Genomic DNA, 17,713 nt, shown 5'->3' with positions numbered 1-17,713 from the left:
ATAGCAATCCTCTTTTTCGCAAGTGGCGCGCGACGTGGCCGCCCGCCTGCTGCGATCAGGGCGCGCCAGTCACCCGCGTCTTCAGGATCGCGGAAAACCGCGGATCGAATGTCCGACTGATTGGTTCCGCCGCTGCGCCGATCGCGACCGCCCAGGGGTCGGTGAAGCCCAGTTGCAGTCGTGGCGCGCTCCGCCCCCGCCGCTCGGCGATCGAAGGGAGCAGAGGATGGAGAGCGTCGAGGAGGAGGTCGGCGAGGCCCGGCGGCATGCCGCCGCACAGGATGACCGTCTGTGGATCGAAAACCGTCTCGAGAATCTGGATGGCGGCCTGGAGTTCAAAGGCGGCATCGGCAATCCACGCTTGCACGCGCTGATCCGGCATGCGGGCTTTGGCGTCGATGTGGTCGTAGAGGTCGGGATCGGCAGGGTCGAGATCGAGGGCCTTGCAGAGCGAGGCGATCGACGTCCTGTGTTCGAGTGGTGCCCTCGCGTCATCCGCCCCGCCACGCGGCCTGCTGAGGATCATGCCGATCTCACCGGCGTTTCCATTGGCGCCGCGGTAGAGCTCACCGTTGAGGATCAGCCCGGCGCCAAGACCGTATCCGAGGTAGATGCAAAGGGCGTGGTCGAGGCCGTGGGCGGCGCCGACCATCTTTTCCGCCGTTGCCGCCGCCGCCGCGTCATTCTGCAGGCGCACGTCGAGGCCCGTCCCGGTTGATAGTGTCTCCACCAAAGGAAAACTCTGCCAGGCGGCCATCATCCAGGGGTCATCCTGGTCGGCAGCAATGCCGAAAGGCCCGGGCATGGCGACGCCGAGGCCGACGAGGCGATCCTTCGATTTCGGCGCGACCTTCACGAGGGCGCGCCGGGTTTCCTCGATCAGGGCAAGAACGGCCTCTGCGCCCTTTTCCGGTCCGCCGGCAGGCAGGTTCGCCTCCTTGCGCGTAAGCACCGTGCCGACGAGATCGACCGCAACGGTGCGCGTCACGTGCCGATCGATTTGCAGGCCGATGGCAAAGGCTCCTTCCGGCACCAGCCGATAGGGGGTCGAGGGCTGCCCCCGCCCCTTGCGGACGGCCGCGAGCGACGTGACAAGCCCGTCATTCTCCAACTCCTCGATGATGTTGGAGACGGCCTGCTTAGTGAGTGCCGTCGCCCGCGCGAGATCGGCCCGCGAAAGCTGCCCGTTCAGCCGCAAGGCATCGATCATGACGCGCCGATTATGGGCGCTCGCCCCCTCCTGATTGGTGCCGCTCTTTGCCCGGATCGGGCGCATCTCGTTCATCCCGCAAATCCCACTTGACACATCTAGAATATTGAACAAGAAATTAGTCAAGACAATTGACTTAATAAGAGGTCGAAAGAACCTCGGGGGAACGAAAGCGGTCGCCAAAGCGACCGCAGACGCTCCGATTGATTTGTCGACGGCCGTCGCGGGAAGCGGCGGATTTCTGGCATTCGGCGCGCGCATCGGCAGTGCGCCGGGAGGACTGAAGCAGTCAGCAAATGGAGGCGACAATGTTGAAATCCATACCCAGCGCCTTGCTCGGCGCGACGCTTGCCGGCGTTGCACTCACCGGACACGCCTATGCGGAAACCACGCTCAATGCCCTTTTCATGGCGCAGGCCGCCTATAGCGAGGCCGATGTCCGCGCCATGACGGAGGCCTTCACCAAGGCCAACCCGGACGTAAAGGTCAATCTCGAATTCGTCCCCTATGAGGGCCTGCACGACAAGACGGTGCTGGCGCAGGGTTCCGGCGGCGGCTACGACGTCGTCCTCTTTGACGTGATCTGGCCAGCCGAATACGCGACGAACAACGTGCTCGTCGACGTCACGGACCGGATCACGGAGGAAATGAAGAAGGGTGTCCTCCCCGGCGCCTGGACCACGGTGGAATACAACGGCAAGCGCTACGGCATGCCGTGGATCCTCGACACCAAGTATCTCTTCTATAACAAGGAAATCCTTGAGAAAGCCGGCATCAAGGAACCGCCGAAGACCTGGGACGAGCTTGCCGAACAGGCAAAGACGATCAAGGAAAAGGGCATTCTGGACACGCCCATCGCATGGAGCTGGTCGCAGGCGGAAGCGGCGATCTGCGACTACGCGACGCTCGTCAGCGCTTATGACGGCAAGTTCCTCGAGGGCGGCAAACCTGCCTTTACCACGGGCGGCGGGCTCGACGCGCTCAACTACATGGTGTCGAGCTATACCTCAGGCCTCACCAATCCCAACTCCAAAGAATTCCTCGAGGAGGATGTGCGCAAGGTGTTCCAGAACGGCGAAGCCGCCTTCGCGCTCAACTGGACCTACATGTACAATCTCGCCAATGACCCGAAGGAGAGCAAGGTGGCCGGCAAGGTCGGCGTCGTGCCGGCACCGGGCGTCGCCGGCAAGAGTGAGGTTTCCGCCGTCAACGGCTCCATGGGGCTCGGCATCACCACCACCAGCAAGCATCCGGAAGAGGCGTGGAAATACATCGTCCACATGACCTCGCAGGAGACGCAGAACGCCTATGCCAAGCTCAGCCTGCCGATCTGGGCCTCCTCCTACGAGGATCCAAATGTGACCAAGGGCCAGGAGGAGCTGATCGCCGCGGCGAAGCGCGGGCTTGCGGCCATGTATCCGCGACCGACAACGCCCAAATATCAGGAGCTCTCGACCGCCCTGCAGCAAGCAATCCAGGAAGCGCTTCTCGGCCAGGCGTCGCCCGAAGATGCGCTGAAGAGCGCCGCTGAAAACAGTGGGCTTTGACGGCCGGCCTCCCCCGGACGAGCAATCGTCCGGGGCGCCGAACGCCCCGGGGCGCGGAAGCGTGAAACCACGTCCATGGGACGGCTTACCGCCAGGTTCTGCCCCAAGTTCTTAAATCGATATGCTTGCCGGTCGGGTCAACCGAGCTCGCCCGCATCTTGCAGGCGCCAAAAGGTGTAATTCATGTCCGGCACCTGGATCTCAACACGCGCGTGGCTCATGATGCTGCCGCTCCTGGTGGTGATGGTTGCCGTCATCGGCTGGCCGCTCGTCGATACCGTGCGGCTCTCCTTCACCGACGCGAAGCTTGTCGGCACCGCGGGCAGCTTCGTCGGCGCCGACAACTATGCGAAAATGCTGACGGGATCGAACTTCCAACGGGCGCTCGTCACCACCACTTGGTTCGCGATCGTCTCGGTCGCCGCCGAAATGGTGCTCGGCGTCCTTGCCGCACTCCTCCTCAACCAGCAATTCCGCGGACGAACCGCACTTCGGGCGCTGATGATCCTGCCCTGGGCGCTGCCCACCGTGGTCAATGCGACGCTCTGGCGGCTGATCTACAACCCCGAATACGGCGCGCTGAATGCGGCGCTTACCCAACTCGGCCTTCTCGACAGCTATCGTTCATGGCTCGGCGAGCCGGGCACGGCCCTGGTTGCGCTGATCGTCGCCGACTGCTGGAAGAACTTTCCGCTGGTGGCGCTCATTGCCCTTGCCGCGCTCCAGGCCGTCCCTCGCGATATCACCGCAGCCGCGCTCGTCGATGGCGCCGGCCCCTTCAATCGTTTCCGTTTCGTCATCATGCCCTATCTCGCCGGTCCTTTGCTCGTGGCGCTGGTACTGCGCACGATTGAGGCCTTCAAGGTCTTCGACATCATCTGGGTAATGACGCGGGGCGGGCCGGCGAACAGCACCCGCACGCTCTCGATCCTTGTTTACCAGGAAGCCTTTTCCTTCCAGCGGGCAGGCTCGGGCGCGTCGCTGGCGCTGATCGTCACCCTGCTCGTGACCATTCTCGCCGTCGCCTATGCGGCGCTGCTACGCAGGGCTGCCGGAGCTTCATGATGGAACGCCAAAGCCGCCTCTTTTCCGTCTTCATCCATGCGAGCGCCCTCGTATTCGCCGTCGTGATCCTGGCACCGATCATCTGGCTCTTCGTCATGAGCATTTCGCCCGCGGCCGATCTTTCCGCGAAGCCCCTCAACTGGTGGCCGAGCGAGGTCGATCTCTCCCGCTATCGCACGCTTCTGTCAGCCGTCGAGAACAGCGCCGGCGCAGCCTTCATCGCCTCGCTCCTCAACAGCCTCAAGGTCGCCGGGATGGCGACGCTTGCTTCGGTCGTGGTCGCGGTTCCTTCCGCCTGGGCCGTGTCGCGCACGCCGGCCGTCTCCTGGTCGCTCTATGCCGTGATCGCCACCTATATGCTGCCCCCAGTAGCGCTTGCCGTGCCGCTCTATATGGGTCTTGCCTATCTCGGCCTGCTCAACTCGGTTTTCGGTCTGGCGCTCGTCTATCTCACCATTCTCGCGCCCTTCACGACCTGGTTGCTGAAGTCGGGCTTCGATTCCATACCGCGCGAGATCGAGAGCGCGGCGATGATCGACGGCGCGCGGCTCGATCAGATCCTGAGGCTGCTGACGCTACCGCTCGCCGCCCCCGTCATGGCGACCTCGGCGCTCTTCGCCTTCCTGCTTGCCTGGGACGAATTCTTCTACGCGCTGCTCTTCACCTCCGATCTGCGCGCCAAAACACTTACCGTCGCCATTGCGGACCTCGCCGGCGGCCGTGTCTCCGACTACGGGCTGATCGCAACCGCCGGCGTGCTCGCCGCCCTGCCCCCGGTGCTGATCGGCCTCGTGATGCAAAGAGCGCTGATTTCCGGGCTCACCAGCGGCGGCGTAAAGGGATAACCATGAGCGTATCAAAGGATCGCCCGGCGGGGCTCATCGCGATTGATCGGGAGATGGCGCGCCAGCACGCCGACGCCATCGCTTCCTATGAACGAGCGACCGCTCTTGCCCAGCGGATTGCTGCCTCGCTGATATCGACCGGCCGGCTTCTCCTTCTCGGCATGGGCGGCTCGCACGCCGTCGGCCGGGCGGTCGAGCCGCTTTATCGCGCGCTCGGCGTCGATGCGGTGGCCCTGCCGCTCTCCGAACAGCTTGGCCAGCCGCTTTCGATCGACGACAAGACCATTCTCGTCACCTCGCAATCCGGCGAGAGCGCCGAAGTGCTGCGCTGGTTCGGAGAGACGAACGGTGGCACGCCCGAGACATTCGGACTGACACTCGAAGAGGATGCTTTCCTGGCGAGGGCTGTACCGTCGCTCATCGGAGCAGGCGGCACTGAGCGGGCATTTGCGGCCACCCGCAGCCTGACGGTGAGTTTCGCACTGCATCTCGCGATACTCGCCGCCCTCGGCGCCGATCCGGCCGAAGCACTTCACGCCCTAGAGGGTCCCGAAATGCCGGCAATCGACGGCGCTCTTGCGGCGCTCGCCGATGTCGGTGCCGTCGTCACGTCCGGCCGCAGACTGCAGGGGCTCGCGGAAGCGATTGCGCTGGGTTTTACGGAACTCTCGCGGCTTCCCTGCCTTTCGCTCGAAGGCGGACAGTTGCGGCATGGGCCGATGGAAATGCTTGGGCCCTCCGTAGGTGTCGTGCTCTTTCGAGCCGCCGATCCGACGGCCGGGCGCGTGGCAGCGATGGCAGTTTCTGCCGCCGAGGCCGGTTCGCCGGTCGTCGTCTTCGACGCTTCGGGCGAACCGCCGATCGAAGGCGTCACGACGATTGGTTTCAAGCGGGCAACAGGAATGGCCGCCATCTTGGCAATGTTGCCCGTCGCGCAGTCGCTGATGGTCGCCTTCGCCGACGCCCGCGTCGAGAATGCCGGCACGCCGGTGCGGTCCACCAAGGTCACCCGGAGCGAATGAAATGCGTCCGCTTGCAGCCATCGGCAACGTCAATGTCGACCTCATCCTCGGTCCCGCCGAGCCCTGGCCGAAGGCCGGCACCGAAATCATCGTCGATCACGACGAGCTGCGCGTCGGCGGCTGCGCCGGCAACAACGCGCTTGCCTGGGATTCGCTCGGCGTCGACTACGAGATCGCCGCAAATGTCGGCAACGACCAGTTCGGCGGCTGGCTGAAGGAGGCCTTCGGCGAACGGTCCCGCGATTGGCCGGTGGAGGCCGTCGGCACGACGCTTTCGGTCGGCATCACCCACCCCGACGGCGAGCGCACCTTCTTTACCACCCGAGGTCACCTGCCGCTCTTCAGCTTTCAAGAAGTGCACTCGATGCTCGACGGAAAGCGGGTTCGCGGCGGCTACGCGCTGCTCTCAGGCTCGTTCCTGACCGATGCGCTGACGCTCGCCTATGACGAGCTCTTCGATTGGGCGGACGAGCACGAAGTCGCAGTGGCACTCGACACCGGCTGGCCGATCGAGGGTTGGACGGAAGAGAACAGGCTCAAGACTTTGAGCTGGCTGAAGCGCTGTCATTGCGCGCTCTTCAACGAGGTGGAGACGACCATGCTGACGGGGCAATCCGATTCCGCCGAGGCGGCAGCCAGGTTAAAGGGCGCGATGCCGGCCGATGCAATCGTCGTTGTCAAACGCGGCCCGCGTGGCGCGCTTGCGCTCGCCCCGGACGGACAGGCCTTTTCCGTCGCAGCACCGCGGGTCAAGGTCGTCGATACGATCGGCGCCGGCGATGTCTTCAATGCCGGCTTTCTGGCGGCGCTTGCCGCCGACATGCCGCTCGAAGTCTGCCTTAAGACCGGCGTCGCCGTCGCCTCGGAGGCGATTTCCACGCTGCCGCGCAGCTATGGCAAACCCCTTTCTGCCTTTATCGAAGAAAGTCAGCGATGAGCGCACTCGAAATCCGCAACATCCACAAGCGCTATGGCGAGGTGGAAACCTTGAAAGGCATCGACATCGCACTCGATAGCGGCGAGTTCCTGGTGCTGCTCGGCTCGTCCGGCTGCGGCAAGTCCACGCTTCTGAACATCATCGCCGGACTGGCCGAACCGAGCGGCGGCGACATCCTGATCGGCGAGCGCTCCGTCCTCGGGGTCCATCCCAAGGATCGGGACATCGCAATGGTGTTCCAGTCCTACGCGCTCTATCCGAACATGAGCGTCGCCCGCAACATCGGCTTCGGGCTCGAGATGCGCAAGGTGGCGACCGCCGAGCGCGAGAAGGCGGTGTGTGAGACGGCGAAACTGCTCCAGATCGAGAATCTGCTGGACCGCAAGCCAAGCCAGCTTTCCGGTGGCCAGCGCCAACGAGTCGCGATCGGCAGGGCGCTGGTGCGCAACCCGCAGGTTTTCCTCTTCGACGAGCCGCTCTCCAATCTCGACGCCAAGCTCAGGATGGAGATGCGAACCGAACTCAAACGCCTGCATCAGATTCTGAAGACCACCGTCGTCTACGTCACACACGACCAGATCGAGGCGATGACGCTCGCAACCCGCATCGCCGTCATGCGCGAGGGTCGGATCGAACAGCTCGGCACGCCCGAAGAGATCTATGACCGGCCCGAGACGCTCTATGTTGCCGGCTTCGTCGGCTCACCGCCAATGAACATCCTCGACGCCGAGGTGACCGGAAGCGGGCTGATGCTCGACGGTTGCGAGGAAATCCTTCCGCTGCCGGCGAGCTTCAAAAGCGCCGCCGCGGGGCGACCCGTCAAGGTCGGCATCCGGCCGGAAGTCCTGCGGCTCGCGGCCGGCTCACCGGGCCCGAGATTGATGGCGCGTGTGGAGGTCGTAGAGCTGACGGGGCCGGAACTCGTGACCACGGCAATAGTCGGTAAACAGCGCATCATCGCGTCCCTGCCGCCGCGCACGGCGCTGAGCATGGGATCAACTCATGCCTTCACCTTTGACGAGGCCGCGCTGCATCTCTTCGATCCGAGCAGCGGCCGCTCGCTTCGAGCAGCATAACCGCCGTCTTCGGTTTTGACTGCAGCAGTCAGCGGCCTGCGGCGGTCCGCGCCGCCGGCGCGTGGTCCTGCCGGTAGCCGAGCTTCTCCGATAGCTCGCTCGCCCCATCGATCAGCACGCGAAGATAGGTCTCCCGATTGCGCAGACCGTCCTCCTTCGGTGCGACGAGGCAGAGCGTCGCGACGCAGATCCCTTCCGCGTCATAGACGGGCACGGCAAAGCAGTGAGTGAAGCTGTCGACGATGCTGTTGAAGGTGAAATAGCCATCCTTCTTGGCCTGGCGGACCTGGGCGATGAACTCGGATGGATCGAGACGCCTGCCGCTCGGCAGCACGAAATCCTCTTCGGGGATGAAGGCCAGTATCTCCTCGTCGCTCATATGGTCGACGAGGAGGCGGCCCGAGGCGGTCCACGGAATCGCGACCGGCTCACCGATATTGGTGGAGATGCGGAACGGGCGGCTGCCCTCGTTCATCAGCACGACGGCATATTTGTTGCCTTCGAGCTGGCACATCTGGGCCGTTTCACGCGTTTCTTCGGCGATTCGGGCCAGCAGATGCTCGCACTCGCGCATGAGGTCGAACTGCTCGGCATAAGCCGCGCCGAGGAAATAGAGCTTGCGGCCGAGAAAGACGCGGCCGTCATCGCCGCGGTATTCGATCACGCCTTGGCGGAGCAGCAGATTGACGAGTTCATAGACCGAAGATCGCGGCGCGCCGATACCTTGGGCGATCTCGTTCGGGCGCAATGGTTGACGCTGCAGACGCAGATAGTCGAGTATCTCGAAGGCCCGGTCGAGCCCCCGCGCCCTGCGATTGATGGTATCTGCCGCTTCCGCCATCGCATCCTCGATGTCAATTCGTGAAGGCCCGTTCAGAAGCGGGCTGGATTCACCTCATTTAGCCTTGTAGGCGACACAGTCAACTTCAACCTTGCAGTCGACCATCATGCGCGATTGAACGCAGGCACGCGCCGGCGGATGCTTGCCGAAATATTCCGCATAAACGCCGTTGAAGGTCCAGAAGTCGCGCGGATCGTCGAGCCAGACGCCGACACGGACGACGTCTTCGAGGCCATAGCCCGCCTCATTGAGGATGGCGATCATGTTCTCGATCGCCTTGCGGCTCTCGGCAACGATGCCGCCGGCGATGATCTCACCCTTTTCCATGGCGACCTGCCCCGAAACATAAAGCCAGCCGTTCGCCTCGACCGCGCGTGCAAAGGGCAAGGGCTGCTTGCCCGCACCGGTTTCGCCCGTTCCATAACGCTTGATCGTCACAATACACTCCATTTCTCTTTCGATTGTTGTTAGTTGAACGTCGAGGTCTTCAGAAATTCCGCCAGCCGCTCGGTCTTGGGCTTCAGGAACATCTCCCGCGGATTGCCCTCCTCGCCGATGCGCCCCTGGTTCATGAAGATGACGCGGGAGGACACCTCATAGGCAAAGCGCATCTCGTGGGTGACGATGAGCATGCTCATGCCGTCCTCGGCGAGCCCCTTGATCACCTGCAGCACCTCGTTGACGAGTTCGGGATCGAGCGCCGAGGTCACCTCGTCGAAGAGCATCAGCTTCGGATTCATGGCGATGGCGCGCGCGATCGCGACGCGTTGCTGCTGGCCGCCGGAAAGCTGGCCGGGATAGTGATCCTTGCGCGAGAGCAGACCGACGCGGTCGAGCCATTTCTCCGCCAGTCCCCTTGCCTCGTCGCGGCTCATCTTCTTGACCTTGACGAGCCCCAGCATGACGTTGCCTGCCGCGGTCATATGCGGGAAAAGGTTGAACTGCTGGAAGGCCATGCCGGTGAGCGCGCGCTGGCGGGCGATCTCCCGCTCCGGCTTGCGGCGGCGCACGCCGCCCACCGTCTCGTAGCCGATTTCCTGGCCGTCGATCGAGATCGTGCCGCCCTGGAACTCTTCCAGCATGTTGATACAGCGGAGCATCGTCGTCTTGCCGGAGCCGCTGGAGCCGATGATGCTGATCACCTCGCCTTGGCGCATTGAGCAATCGACGCCCTTCAGCACCTCGACCGTGCCGTAGCGTTTGTGAAGATCGCGTATTTCAAGAAGATTGGTCATCGGATTGCGAAGCCTCACGACGGAACGGCGGTCTTGCGCTCGACGTAACGACCGAAGCGCTCGATGCCGTAATTGATGACGAAATAGAGGAAGCCTGCGAAGAAATAGAATTCGAGGCTCATGAAGGTGCGCGAGATCACTTCCTGCGTGCGCAGGAGCAACTCGCCGACGCCGATGATCGAAAGCAGTGTCGAGGCCTTGACCATTTCGGCGGCCGTGTTGACCCAGGCGGGCAGCGCCTGGCGCAGCGCCTGCGGGCCGAGCACATAGGCGAAGGTCTGCGGAAAGGTGAGCCCGATCGCCTTGGCGGCCTCGGTCTGGCCCTTGGGGATCGACTGCAGCGCGCCGCGCACTAACTCGCCGACATGCGAACTGCAGAAGACCGCAAGCGCCAGCACGCCTGCCTGGAACGGGCCGAGATCGATACCGACGGTGCTCAACACATAGTAGCTCGCAAGCACCAGCACGAGCACCGGCGTGCCGCGGATGAAGTCCGTATAACCCCGCACCAGCCACTGAACCGGCCTATAAGCGTAGACGAGTGCCAGTCCGACGAAGATGCCGAGGACCGTGCCGGCCACAATCGAGAGAAGTGAAATCGAGATCGATACGCCGAGGCCCTTGAGGAGCGGAATGCGGGCGACCCAGAGCTGATCGAGAAAACCGAAATCCATGGCGATCACCTCGGCACGGCGAGACGCCGCTCGACGGCGCGCATCAGCGCGGCCAGCAGCGAACAGGTTGCGACATAGAGGCAGCTTGCGACGATCCAGGTCTCGATCACGCGGAAGGTCTCGACATTGATCTTGCGCGCCTCGAAGGTCAGTTCCGGCACGGCGATCGCAGCCGCAAGCGACGTGTCCTTGAAGAGCGAGATCATCGTGCTGCCGAGCGACGGAAGGACGTTGCGCAGCATCAGCGGAATGATGATGGAGGTGCGGATCTGCATTTCGCTAAGCCCGATCGCGAGCCCCGCCTCGCGCTGCCCCGGTGGTATGGCGATGAGGCCACCGCGGAACACTTCGGCGAGATAGGCGCCGGAATAGATCGCGAGCGTCACCACGAAGCTCTCGATCTTGCCGAGGCGGACGCCGAGTTCGGGAAGGGCGAAATAGCTGAAGAGCACGAGAACGAGGATCGGCGTGTTGCGAATGATCGTGACATAGAGACCGGCGGGCTTGCGCAGCACGACGCTCTTCGAAACGAGGCCGAAGGCGGTGATCAAGCCGATTACACAACCAGCGAGAATCGCGACCACCGCCAGCCCGAGACTGAGCGCCAACCCTTGCAAAAGAAGGTCGAACGAGCGCCAGACGGCCGCGAAGTTCAATGAATAGGTCATGGACGTGCCATAGCTTAAGCAAAGCGAAAGGCGGCGCCGCCGACCGGCGGAGCCGCCGATGGGCTTACTTGTACTCGATCGGGAAGCCGATCTGCGGCGGGGTCAAATCCTTGCCGAACCAGGTCTTGTAGGATTTCGCATAGAAATCGAACTCGACGCCGGTCATGGCTTCGTGCAGGGCGGTGTTGACGAAATTCAGCCAATCCTGATCGCCGCGCTTGACGCCGCAGGCATAGGTCTGCGGGTTCCAGCCGTGTCCGGCATCCTTGTAGCGGCCGGGGTTCTGGGTCATGTACCAGGCAAGTGAGGATTGATCGGTGGCAGCGGCATCGGCACGGCCGGACTCGAGCGCCTGGTAGATCAGATCCTGGGACTCGTACTGATCGACGGTGGCCTCGGGCAGAGCCGCATGCACCATGTCTTCCGCATAGACGTTTTGCAGCACCGAAACCGTGACCGAGGACCCTGCGGCCTTCAGCGCCTCGTAGTCGGCATATTTGCCGTCGCCCTTCAACATCAGCCCGACGCCCTCGCGATAGTAAGGAATGGTGAAAGCGATCTGCTGGGCTCGCTCGCCAGTGACGGTCATGAACTGGCAGGTGATGTCGACCTTGCCGGTGGTGATGTTCGGAATGCGGGCATCCGACGACTGGTTGACGAACTCGATCTTCTCCGGATCCCCGAACAGCGCCTTGGCGATGATGCGGCCCATGTCGACGTCGAAGCCCTGCAGCTTGTCCTCGGCACTCTTGAAGTGCCATGGCGCGTTGGTGCTGCCGGTGCCGAGTATGAGATGGCCGCGGGCCAGGACCTCGTCGAGCTTGCTTGACGGTTGCTGTGCATGGGCGGGCGTGCCGGCCAAGGCTGCCATGGCAAGGCTCGCGGCGATAGCGAATGTCTTGATCATCGGAGATCTCCCCTTTTTTGTTCCCGGTAAGTTATAAGTCCAATATATTGGACATTAGTCCCGAATACTGGATTGACCTATGAAAGGCCTCGGTGCATAACTTGTCAAGCGGGATCGGCGAGAATCGCCATCTTCGCCTGCCGAGGAGGATTGAGGCCGCATGACCCTGCCGATCGAAACCCCCGCCGTCTTGGTCGATATCGACATCGCGCGGCGCAACATCCGCAGGTTTCAGGACTATGCCGATCGGAACGGCATCGGCGTGCGCCCGCACATAAAGACGCACAAGCTGCCGCAGATGGCCGAACTGCAGCTCGACGCCGGAGCGATCGGCATCACCTGTCAAAAGGTGACCGAAGCGGAGGCGATGGTCGACGGCAGCGCCCGGATCAAGGACGTGCTGATCACCTACAATATCCTCGGGAAAGAAAAGCTCGCGCGTCTCGAAAGGTTGAACGAACGGGTCACCCTCAGCGTGGTGGCGGACAATCAAACGGTCATCGACGGTTTGTCCGTTCACTTCGCCCATGCCGGCAAGCCGCTGGCCGTGCTCGTCGAATGCAATACGGGCGCCGACCGTTGCGGCGTCGCGACGCCCACGGAAGCCGCCATGCTTGCCCGCCGGATCGGCGATGCTCCCGGTTTGCGCTTCGGCGGTTTGATGACCTATCCGCCGGCCGACGGCGCGGCCCGGGTACAATCCTTCATGAGCGAGGCGAAGCGGCTGATCGAGGCGGATGGGCTCAAAGTGCCGACCATTACCTCCGGCGGTACTCCGGGCATGATGGAAGCGGCGGAAGCGCCCATCACCACGGAATATCGGCCGGGAACCTATATCTATAACGACCGCTCACTCGTCGTCCGCGGCGTGGCCACTTGGGAAGACTGCGCGCTAACCGTGCTTGCGACCGTCGTCTCCGCCCCGGCGGAAAACAGGGCGATCATCGACGCCGGCAGCAAGGTCCTGACTTCGGACCTCCTCGGGCTCAGCGGCTTTGGCCATGTCCTCGGCCGCGACGACATCCGGATCGACCAGCTCTCGGAGGAGCACGGCCGCCTCGTGTCGGACGGGCCGATCGGCCTCAAGGTCGGCGAGCAGGTCCGCATCGTTCCGAACCACGCCTGCGTCGTTACCAACATGGTTGACGCCGTGCACATCCTCGAGGGCGGAAAGCCGAAAGGGCAATGGCCCATCCCCGCCCGCGGCTGCGTCCTTTAATTCTGTTGGCTGGACGTCCCCTCGGCATCCAACGCGGGCAAGCCGGGCCGCTTCTTTGCGCAGCGGCTGCTATCGAGCGACGCATAATTTTAGTGCGTCGCTAAGATCCCGTGCTATCTTGCAGGCGGAATGCGGATGCCGCGGGGACCTGAGCGGGCAAGGCATTCCGGCAAATAGCTAAAGAACGAAATGAGATTTCACGAATTCCGCCCGGCGCGTCATAAGTTTGCGTTGTGGTAGTTGATTAAATTGATAGTTTTATCTGGCAAAGGATGGAGGTCGAGATGAGCTCGAGAACACTTGCCGGAATAATTAAATTAGCCCTCGTGGTCGGAAGCCTACAGCTTGGTTCAGTCGGCCCCGCTCATGCGGATGCGACAATCCTCAATGTTTCCTACGATCCGACACGGGAACTGTACAAGGATTTCAACGCTGCCTTCACCGAAAAGTGGAAGGCCGATACCGGCGAAACGGTGACGATCCAGACGTCGCATGGCGGCTCCGGCAAGCAGGCGCGGTCGGTGATCGACGGGCTGGAAGCGGACGTGGTCACTTTGGCTCTCGAAGCCGACATCGACGCGATCGCCACCGCAACCGGCAAGATCCCCGCCGACTGGAAAGGGCGGCTGGAAAACAACAGCTCTCCCTACACATCGACGATCGTCTTCCTCGTCCGCAAGGGCAACCCGAAAGGCATTAAGGATTGGGGTGACCTCACCAAAGACGGCATCCAGGTGATCACGCCGAACCCGAAGACCTCCGGCGGCGCCCGTTGGAACTTCCTCGCCGCCTGGGCCTGGGCCCGCGTCGCCAACAACGGCGACGATGCCAAGGCACAGGAATACGTCGCGCAGCTCTTCAAGCATGTTCCGGTCCTCGACACCGGGGCCCGTGGCGCAACGACGACCTTCGTCCAGCGCGGCCTCGGCGACGTGCTTCTCGCCTGGGAAAACGAGGCCTACCTTTCGCTGGAAGAGCTCGGGCCCGACAATTTCGAGATCGTCACCCCGTCGATTTCGATCAAGGCGGAGCCGCCCGTGGCACTTGTCGACGGCAATGTCGACAGCAAGGGCACGCGCAAGGTGGCGGAAGCCTATCTCAACTATCTCTACAGCGATGTCGGGCAGAAGATCGCCGCCAAACATTACTATCGCCCCTTCAAGCCGGAGGCTGCCGACCCCGCGGACATCGCCCGCTTCGCCGAGGTGAAACTCGTCACTATTGACGAATTCGGCGGCTGGAAGGAATCTCAGCCGAAGTTCTTCGCCGACGGCGGAGTTTTCGATCAGATCTACAAGCCGGGACAATAGTACTTCATGGCCTCTCGCAGCAGCACGCGATGGCGGTTTCGGCAGCCGAGTGTCATTCCGGGTTTCGGATTGGCGCTCGGCGTCACACTGGCTTGGCTGACCCTCATCGTACTCATCCCCATATCCGGCCTGATCTGGCGCTCAAGCGGCCTCGGATGGTCGAAGTTCATCGAGCTGACGCTCGACCCGCGCACAGTCAACGCGCTTACGATCAGCTTCGGCACGGCCTTCATTGCGGCCGTCGTCAATCTCTTCTTCGGCGTCATCCTCGCCTGGGTGCTCGTGCGCTATCGCTTTCCGGGCAAGCGTGTGATCGACGCCATGGTCGATCTACCCTTCGCGCTGCCAACAGCCGTGGCCGGCATTGCGCTGACAGCACTCTATGCGCCGAACGGCTGGATCGGGTCGCTGCTCGAACCGCTCGGCATCAAGATCGCGTTCACACCGGCCGGCATCGTCGTGGCGCTCATCTTCGTCGGTCTGCCCTTCGTGGTCCGCACAGTCCAGCCGATCATGGAGGAGATCGACAAGGAGGTCGAGGAAGCTGCGGCGACCCTCGGCGCCAACCGCTTCCAGACGATCAGCCGGGTCCTGTTGCCTGGCTTGCTGCCGGCCGGTCTCACCGGATTCGCTCTCGCCTTCGCCCGCGGCGTCGGTGAATACGGTTCGGTAATCTTCATCGCCGGCAATCTGCCCTATGTTTCGGAGATTGCGCCGCTGTTGATCATCATCCGCCTCGAGGAGTTCAACTACGCGGCAGCGACAGCGATCGCGTCGGTGATGCTGCTTCTGTCCTTCTTCATGCTGCTGGTCATCAACATGATCCAGGCTTGGAGCAGAGGGAGGTACGGCTATGGCTCATGACGCCGTCACCGCGTCGATCACGGCGCCATCCAGGGCAATCGAGGCGGCAACGTCGGAGACGCGACTTGCCCGCGCGATGTTGATCGCCATCGCACTCGGCTTCGTCGTGCTCTTCCTTCTCCTGCCGCTCGCCACCGTCTTCATCGAGGCCTTCCGCAAAGGACCGGCAGAATTCCTGGCAGCTCTCCGGGACCCCGAAACCTTTTCGGCCATCCTGCTGACGCTCACGGTCGCGGGGATCGCGGTGCCGCTCAACCTCGCCTTCGGCGTGGCGGCCGCCTGGGCGATCGCCAAGTTCGAGTTCAAGGGCAAGGCGTTCCTGACGACGCTGATCGACCTGCCCTTTTCCGTATCGCCGGTCATTTCGGGCCTCGTCTTCGTGCTGCTCTTCGGTGCCAACAGCGCGCTCGGCCCCATCCTCCAGAGCTACGGCATCCAGATTCTCTTTGCCGTCCCGGGCCTTGTGCTCGCCACGGTCTTCGTGACCTTTCCCTTCGTCGCCCGCGAACTGATCCCGCTGATGCAAGAGCAGGGCACGAGTGATGAAGAAGCGGCGCTCTCCTTGGGGGCGACCGGCTGGCAGACTTTCTGGCACGTGACACTACCGAACATCAAATGGGGCCTGCTATACGGGGTACTGCTCTGCAATGCCCGCGCCATGGGCGAGTTCGGTGCCGTCTCGGTCGTTTCCGGCCATATTCGCGGTCAGACGAACACGATGCCGTTGCAGGTCGAAATCCTCTATAATGAATACAACTTCGTCGCCGCCTTTGCGGTGGCGGCACTCCTTGCGCTTCTGGCGCTGGTAACGCTCGTTTTGAAGACGGGACTTGAACTTCGCTACAGCGACGAGATCGCTGCCAGCCGCAGGCATTGAAAGGCCAGACACCAATGGAAGTCCGCGTCCAGAACATACGCAAGGAATTCGGCCGCTTCCCGGCGCTCGAAGACGTTTCCCTCGACATCCGGTCCGGTGAACTGATCGCCCTTCTCGGTCCCTCCGGCTCGGGAAAGACAACCCTGCTGCGACTGGTGGCCGGTCTTGAGAGCCCGACCGAGGGCATGATCTTCTTCGGCGAACAGGATGCATCGAGAAAGAGCGTGCAGGAGCGAAACATCGGTTTCGTCTTCCAGCACTACGCCCTGTTCCGTCACATGACGGTGCTCGACAATGTCTCCTTCGGGCTCAAAGTGCGGCCGGCCAACCGCCGGCCGCCCGCCGCTGAGATCCGCCGTCGCGCACTCGACCTCATCGATCTCGTGCAGCTCTCCGGTCTCGAGAAGCGCTACCCGGGCCAGCTTTCCGGCGGTCAACGGCAGCGCGTGGCGCTTGCCCGCGCCATGGCGGTCGAACCGAACGTGCTGCTTCTCGACGAGCCCTTCGGCGCACTCGACGCGCAGGTGCGCAAGGAGCTCCGGAAGTGGCTGCGCGAGATCCACGACCGCACCGGCCACACTACGATCTTCGTGACCCACGATCAGGAAGAGGCGCTGGAGCTTGCCGACCGCGTGGTCGTCATGAGCAAGGGCGCCATCGAGCAGGTCGGCACCCCCGACGAGATTTACGATCATCCGGTCTCGCCCTTCGTCTACGGCTTCATCGGCCAGTCGAACTGTCTCAACGTCACGCTTGCCAATGGCGAGATCTGGTTCGAGGACCGGCCAATCGGCCTCCGGGCCGCCAACGAGCCAGATGGCACGGCAACCCTCCACTTCCGCCCGCACGACATCGAACTGATCGACGGCTGCGGCGGCTGTCTTGCCGGTCTCGTCACGGCCAGCCGGCGGGTGGCCGGCACCCGCCACCTCGAACTCGATCTCGGGCGAGCCCACCATTCCGTGGAGATCGAGCTGCCGCCGGAGCGCGCGACCTCCACCGATCACACCCGCGTCGCCTTCCGACCGACGAAATGGAAGCTTTTCCGCAAGGAGGAGAACCAGCAACAGTCGCCGCAAAAGGTAGAAACGCCAGCAGCCGAGCTCGCGCGCACCGGAACCTGAGAGCACGCGCCCTCCCGCCGCCCTACAGCGCCGTGCGTCTTTTCAGACGCACAAAGGACGCTGTAGCACTTTGAATTGCTGCATGTTTTTGTCCTTAAATCGGGTACGATTTAAGGACACATGCAGTAGTCTGCTGATTTCGTCCTCCCGAGTTTGCCCTTAATTTCGCCCCGCCCCCCAGCCCTCTCCCCGCAAGCGGGGCGAGGAGCGCAGCGGGCGGCCGCCAGCCCTTTGTCTCGCTTGCGGGGAGAAGGGGCGGCAGGCAGATGAGGGGCGCGCCCGGATCGCCGTT

The 17,713-nt window shown here is 62.9% G+C and carries 18 protein-coding genes; 11 read left to right on the top strand and 7 right to left on the bottom strand.

The window, feature by feature from the left end:
* Positions 1 to 55: 55 nt before the first annotated feature.
* Complete coding sequence (locus M728_RS19320) at positions 56 to 1,285, bottom strand: ROK family transcriptional regulator (protein WP_026622520.1); 1,230 nt, start codon at positions 1,283 to 1,285, stop codon at positions 56 to 58.
* A gap of 233 nt (positions 1,286 to 1,518) precedes the next feature.
* Here M728_RS19320 and M728_RS19315 point away from each other — a divergent pair, with 233 nt between their 5' ends.
* The 6 genes from M728_RS19315 to M728_RS19290 all read left to right on the top strand — a co-directional run bounded on the left by M728_RS19315 (position 1,519) and on the right by M728_RS19290 (position 7,702).
* On the top strand, positions 1,519 to 2,757 hold the full coding sequence (locus tag M728_RS19315; protein ID WP_026622519.1) for an extracellular solute-binding protein: 1,239 nt from the start codon (positions 1,519 to 1,521) through the stop codon (positions 2,755 to 2,757).
* A gap of 183 nt (positions 2,758 to 2,940) precedes the next feature.
* Complete coding sequence (locus M728_RS19310; protein ID WP_026622518.1) at positions 2,941 to 3,822, top strand: carbohydrate ABC transporter permease; 882 nt, start codon at positions 2,941 to 2,943, stop codon at positions 3,820 to 3,822.
* Positions 3,822 to 4,667: a carbohydrate ABC transporter permease gene (locus tag M728_RS19305; protein WP_026622517.1), complete on the top strand. Its 846-nt coding sequence runs from the start codon at positions 3,822 to 3,824 to the stop codon at positions 4,665 to 4,667. Before M728_RS19310 ends, M728_RS19305 begins: the two co-directional genes overlap by 1 nt.
* Entirely contained in the window at positions 4,664 to 5,689 is a 1,026-nt protein-coding gene (locus M728_RS19300; RefSeq protein WP_026622540.1) for an SIS domain-containing protein, read from the top strand. Before M728_RS19305 ends, M728_RS19300 begins: the two co-directional genes overlap by 4 nt.
* Position 5,690: 1 nt before the next feature.
* Entirely contained in the window at positions 5,691 to 6,626 is a 936-nt protein-coding gene (locus M728_RS19295; RefSeq protein WP_026622516.1) for a PfkB family carbohydrate kinase, read from the top strand.
* Positions 6,623 to 7,702 carry an ABC transporter ATP-binding protein gene (locus tag M728_RS19290; RefSeq protein WP_026622515.1) on the top strand — a complete coding sequence of 360 codons (1,080 nt, stop codon included), beginning with the start codon at positions 6,623 to 6,625 and terminating at the stop codon, positions 7,700 to 7,702. The genes M728_RS19295 and M728_RS19290 overlap by 4 nt, the downstream gene beginning before the upstream one ends.
* A 28-nt stretch (positions 7,703 to 7,730) precedes the next feature.
* Here M728_RS19290 and M728_RS19285 read toward each other — a convergent pair whose 3' ends face one another.
* The 6 genes from M728_RS19285 to M728_RS19260 all read right to left on the bottom strand — a co-directional run bounded on the left by M728_RS19285 (position 7,731) and on the right by M728_RS19260 (position 12,027).
* The gene (locus M728_RS19285) at positions 7,731 to 8,543 is read right to left on the bottom strand and encodes an IclR family transcriptional regulator (RefSeq protein WP_034884303.1); all 813 of its coding nucleotides are present in this window, start codon (positions 8,541 to 8,543) and stop codon (positions 7,731 to 7,733) included.
* A gap of 54 nt (positions 8,544 to 8,597) precedes the next feature.
* Positions 8,598 to 8,981: a RidA family protein gene (locus M728_RS19280; protein WP_026622513.1), complete on the bottom strand. Its 384-nt coding sequence runs from the start codon at positions 8,979 to 8,981 to the stop codon at positions 8,598 to 8,600.
* A gap of 29 nt (positions 8,982 to 9,010) precedes the next feature.
* Entirely contained in the window at positions 9,011 to 9,778 is a 768-nt protein-coding gene (locus tag M728_RS19275; protein ID WP_026622512.1) for an amino acid ABC transporter ATP-binding protein, read from the bottom strand.
* A gap of 14 nt (positions 9,779 to 9,792) precedes the next feature.
* A complete protein-coding gene (locus tag M728_RS19270) occupies positions 9,793 to 10,452 on the bottom strand; it encodes an amino acid ABC transporter permease (RefSeq protein WP_026622511.1) in 660 nt (219 codons plus the stop codon).
* 5 nt (positions 10,453 to 10,457) lie between these two features.
* A complete protein-coding gene (locus M728_RS19265; RefSeq protein ID WP_026622510.1) occupies positions 10,458 to 11,120 on the bottom strand; it encodes an amino acid ABC transporter permease in 663 nt (220 codons plus the stop codon).
* A gap of 64 nt (positions 11,121 to 11,184) precedes the next feature.
* Positions 11,185 to 12,027, bottom strand: coding sequence for a transporter substrate-binding domain-containing protein (locus M728_RS19260; protein ID WP_026622509.1), 843 nt, complete (start codon positions 12,025 to 12,027; stop codon positions 11,185 to 11,187).
* 160 nt (positions 12,028 to 12,187) lie between these two features.
* On the opposite strand from M728_RS19260, the gene M728_RS19255 reads away from it, so the two are divergent.
* From M728_RS19255 to M728_RS19235, 5 genes are all read left to right on the top strand, one after another.
* On the top strand, positions 12,188 to 13,246 hold the full coding sequence (locus tag M728_RS19255) for a D-TA family PLP-dependent enzyme (RefSeq protein WP_026622508.1): 1,059 nt from the start codon (positions 12,188 to 12,190) through the stop codon (positions 13,244 to 13,246).
* A 284-nt stretch (positions 13,247 to 13,530) separates the two neighbouring features.
* Positions 13,531 to 14,556 (top strand): sulfate ABC transporter substrate-binding protein, encoded by a 1,026-nt coding sequence (locus M728_RS19250; protein ID WP_026622507.1) that lies wholly within the window; start codon positions 13,531 to 13,533, stop codon positions 14,554 to 14,556.
* A gap of 6 nt (positions 14,557 to 14,562) precedes the next feature.
* Positions 14,563 to 15,420 (top strand): sulfate ABC transporter permease subunit CysT, encoded by an 858-nt coding sequence (gene cysT, locus M728_RS19245; protein WP_026622506.1) that lies wholly within the window; start codon positions 14,563 to 14,565, stop codon positions 15,418 to 15,420.
* Positions 15,410 to 16,297, top strand: a complete 888-nt coding sequence (cysW, locus tag M728_RS19240; protein ID WP_026622505.1) for a sulfate ABC transporter permease subunit CysW — start codon at positions 15,410 to 15,412, stop codon at positions 16,295 to 16,297. The genes cysT and cysW overlap by 11 nt, the downstream gene beginning before the upstream one ends.
* 14 nt (positions 16,298 to 16,311) lie before the next feature.
* On the top strand, positions 16,312 to 17,421 hold the full coding sequence (locus M728_RS19235) for a sulfate/molybdate ABC transporter ATP-binding protein (protein WP_026622504.1): 1,110 nt from the start codon (positions 16,312 to 16,314) through the stop codon (positions 17,419 to 17,421).
* Positions 17,422 to 17,713 lie beyond the last annotated feature (292 nt).

It is taken from the genome of Ensifer sp. WSM1721, from assembly GCF_000513895.2.
GTDB lineage: Bacteria > Pseudomonadota > Alphaproteobacteria > Rhizobiales > Rhizobiaceae > Sinorhizobium.
This window is presented reverse-complemented; position numbering and strand designations above follow the sequence as displayed.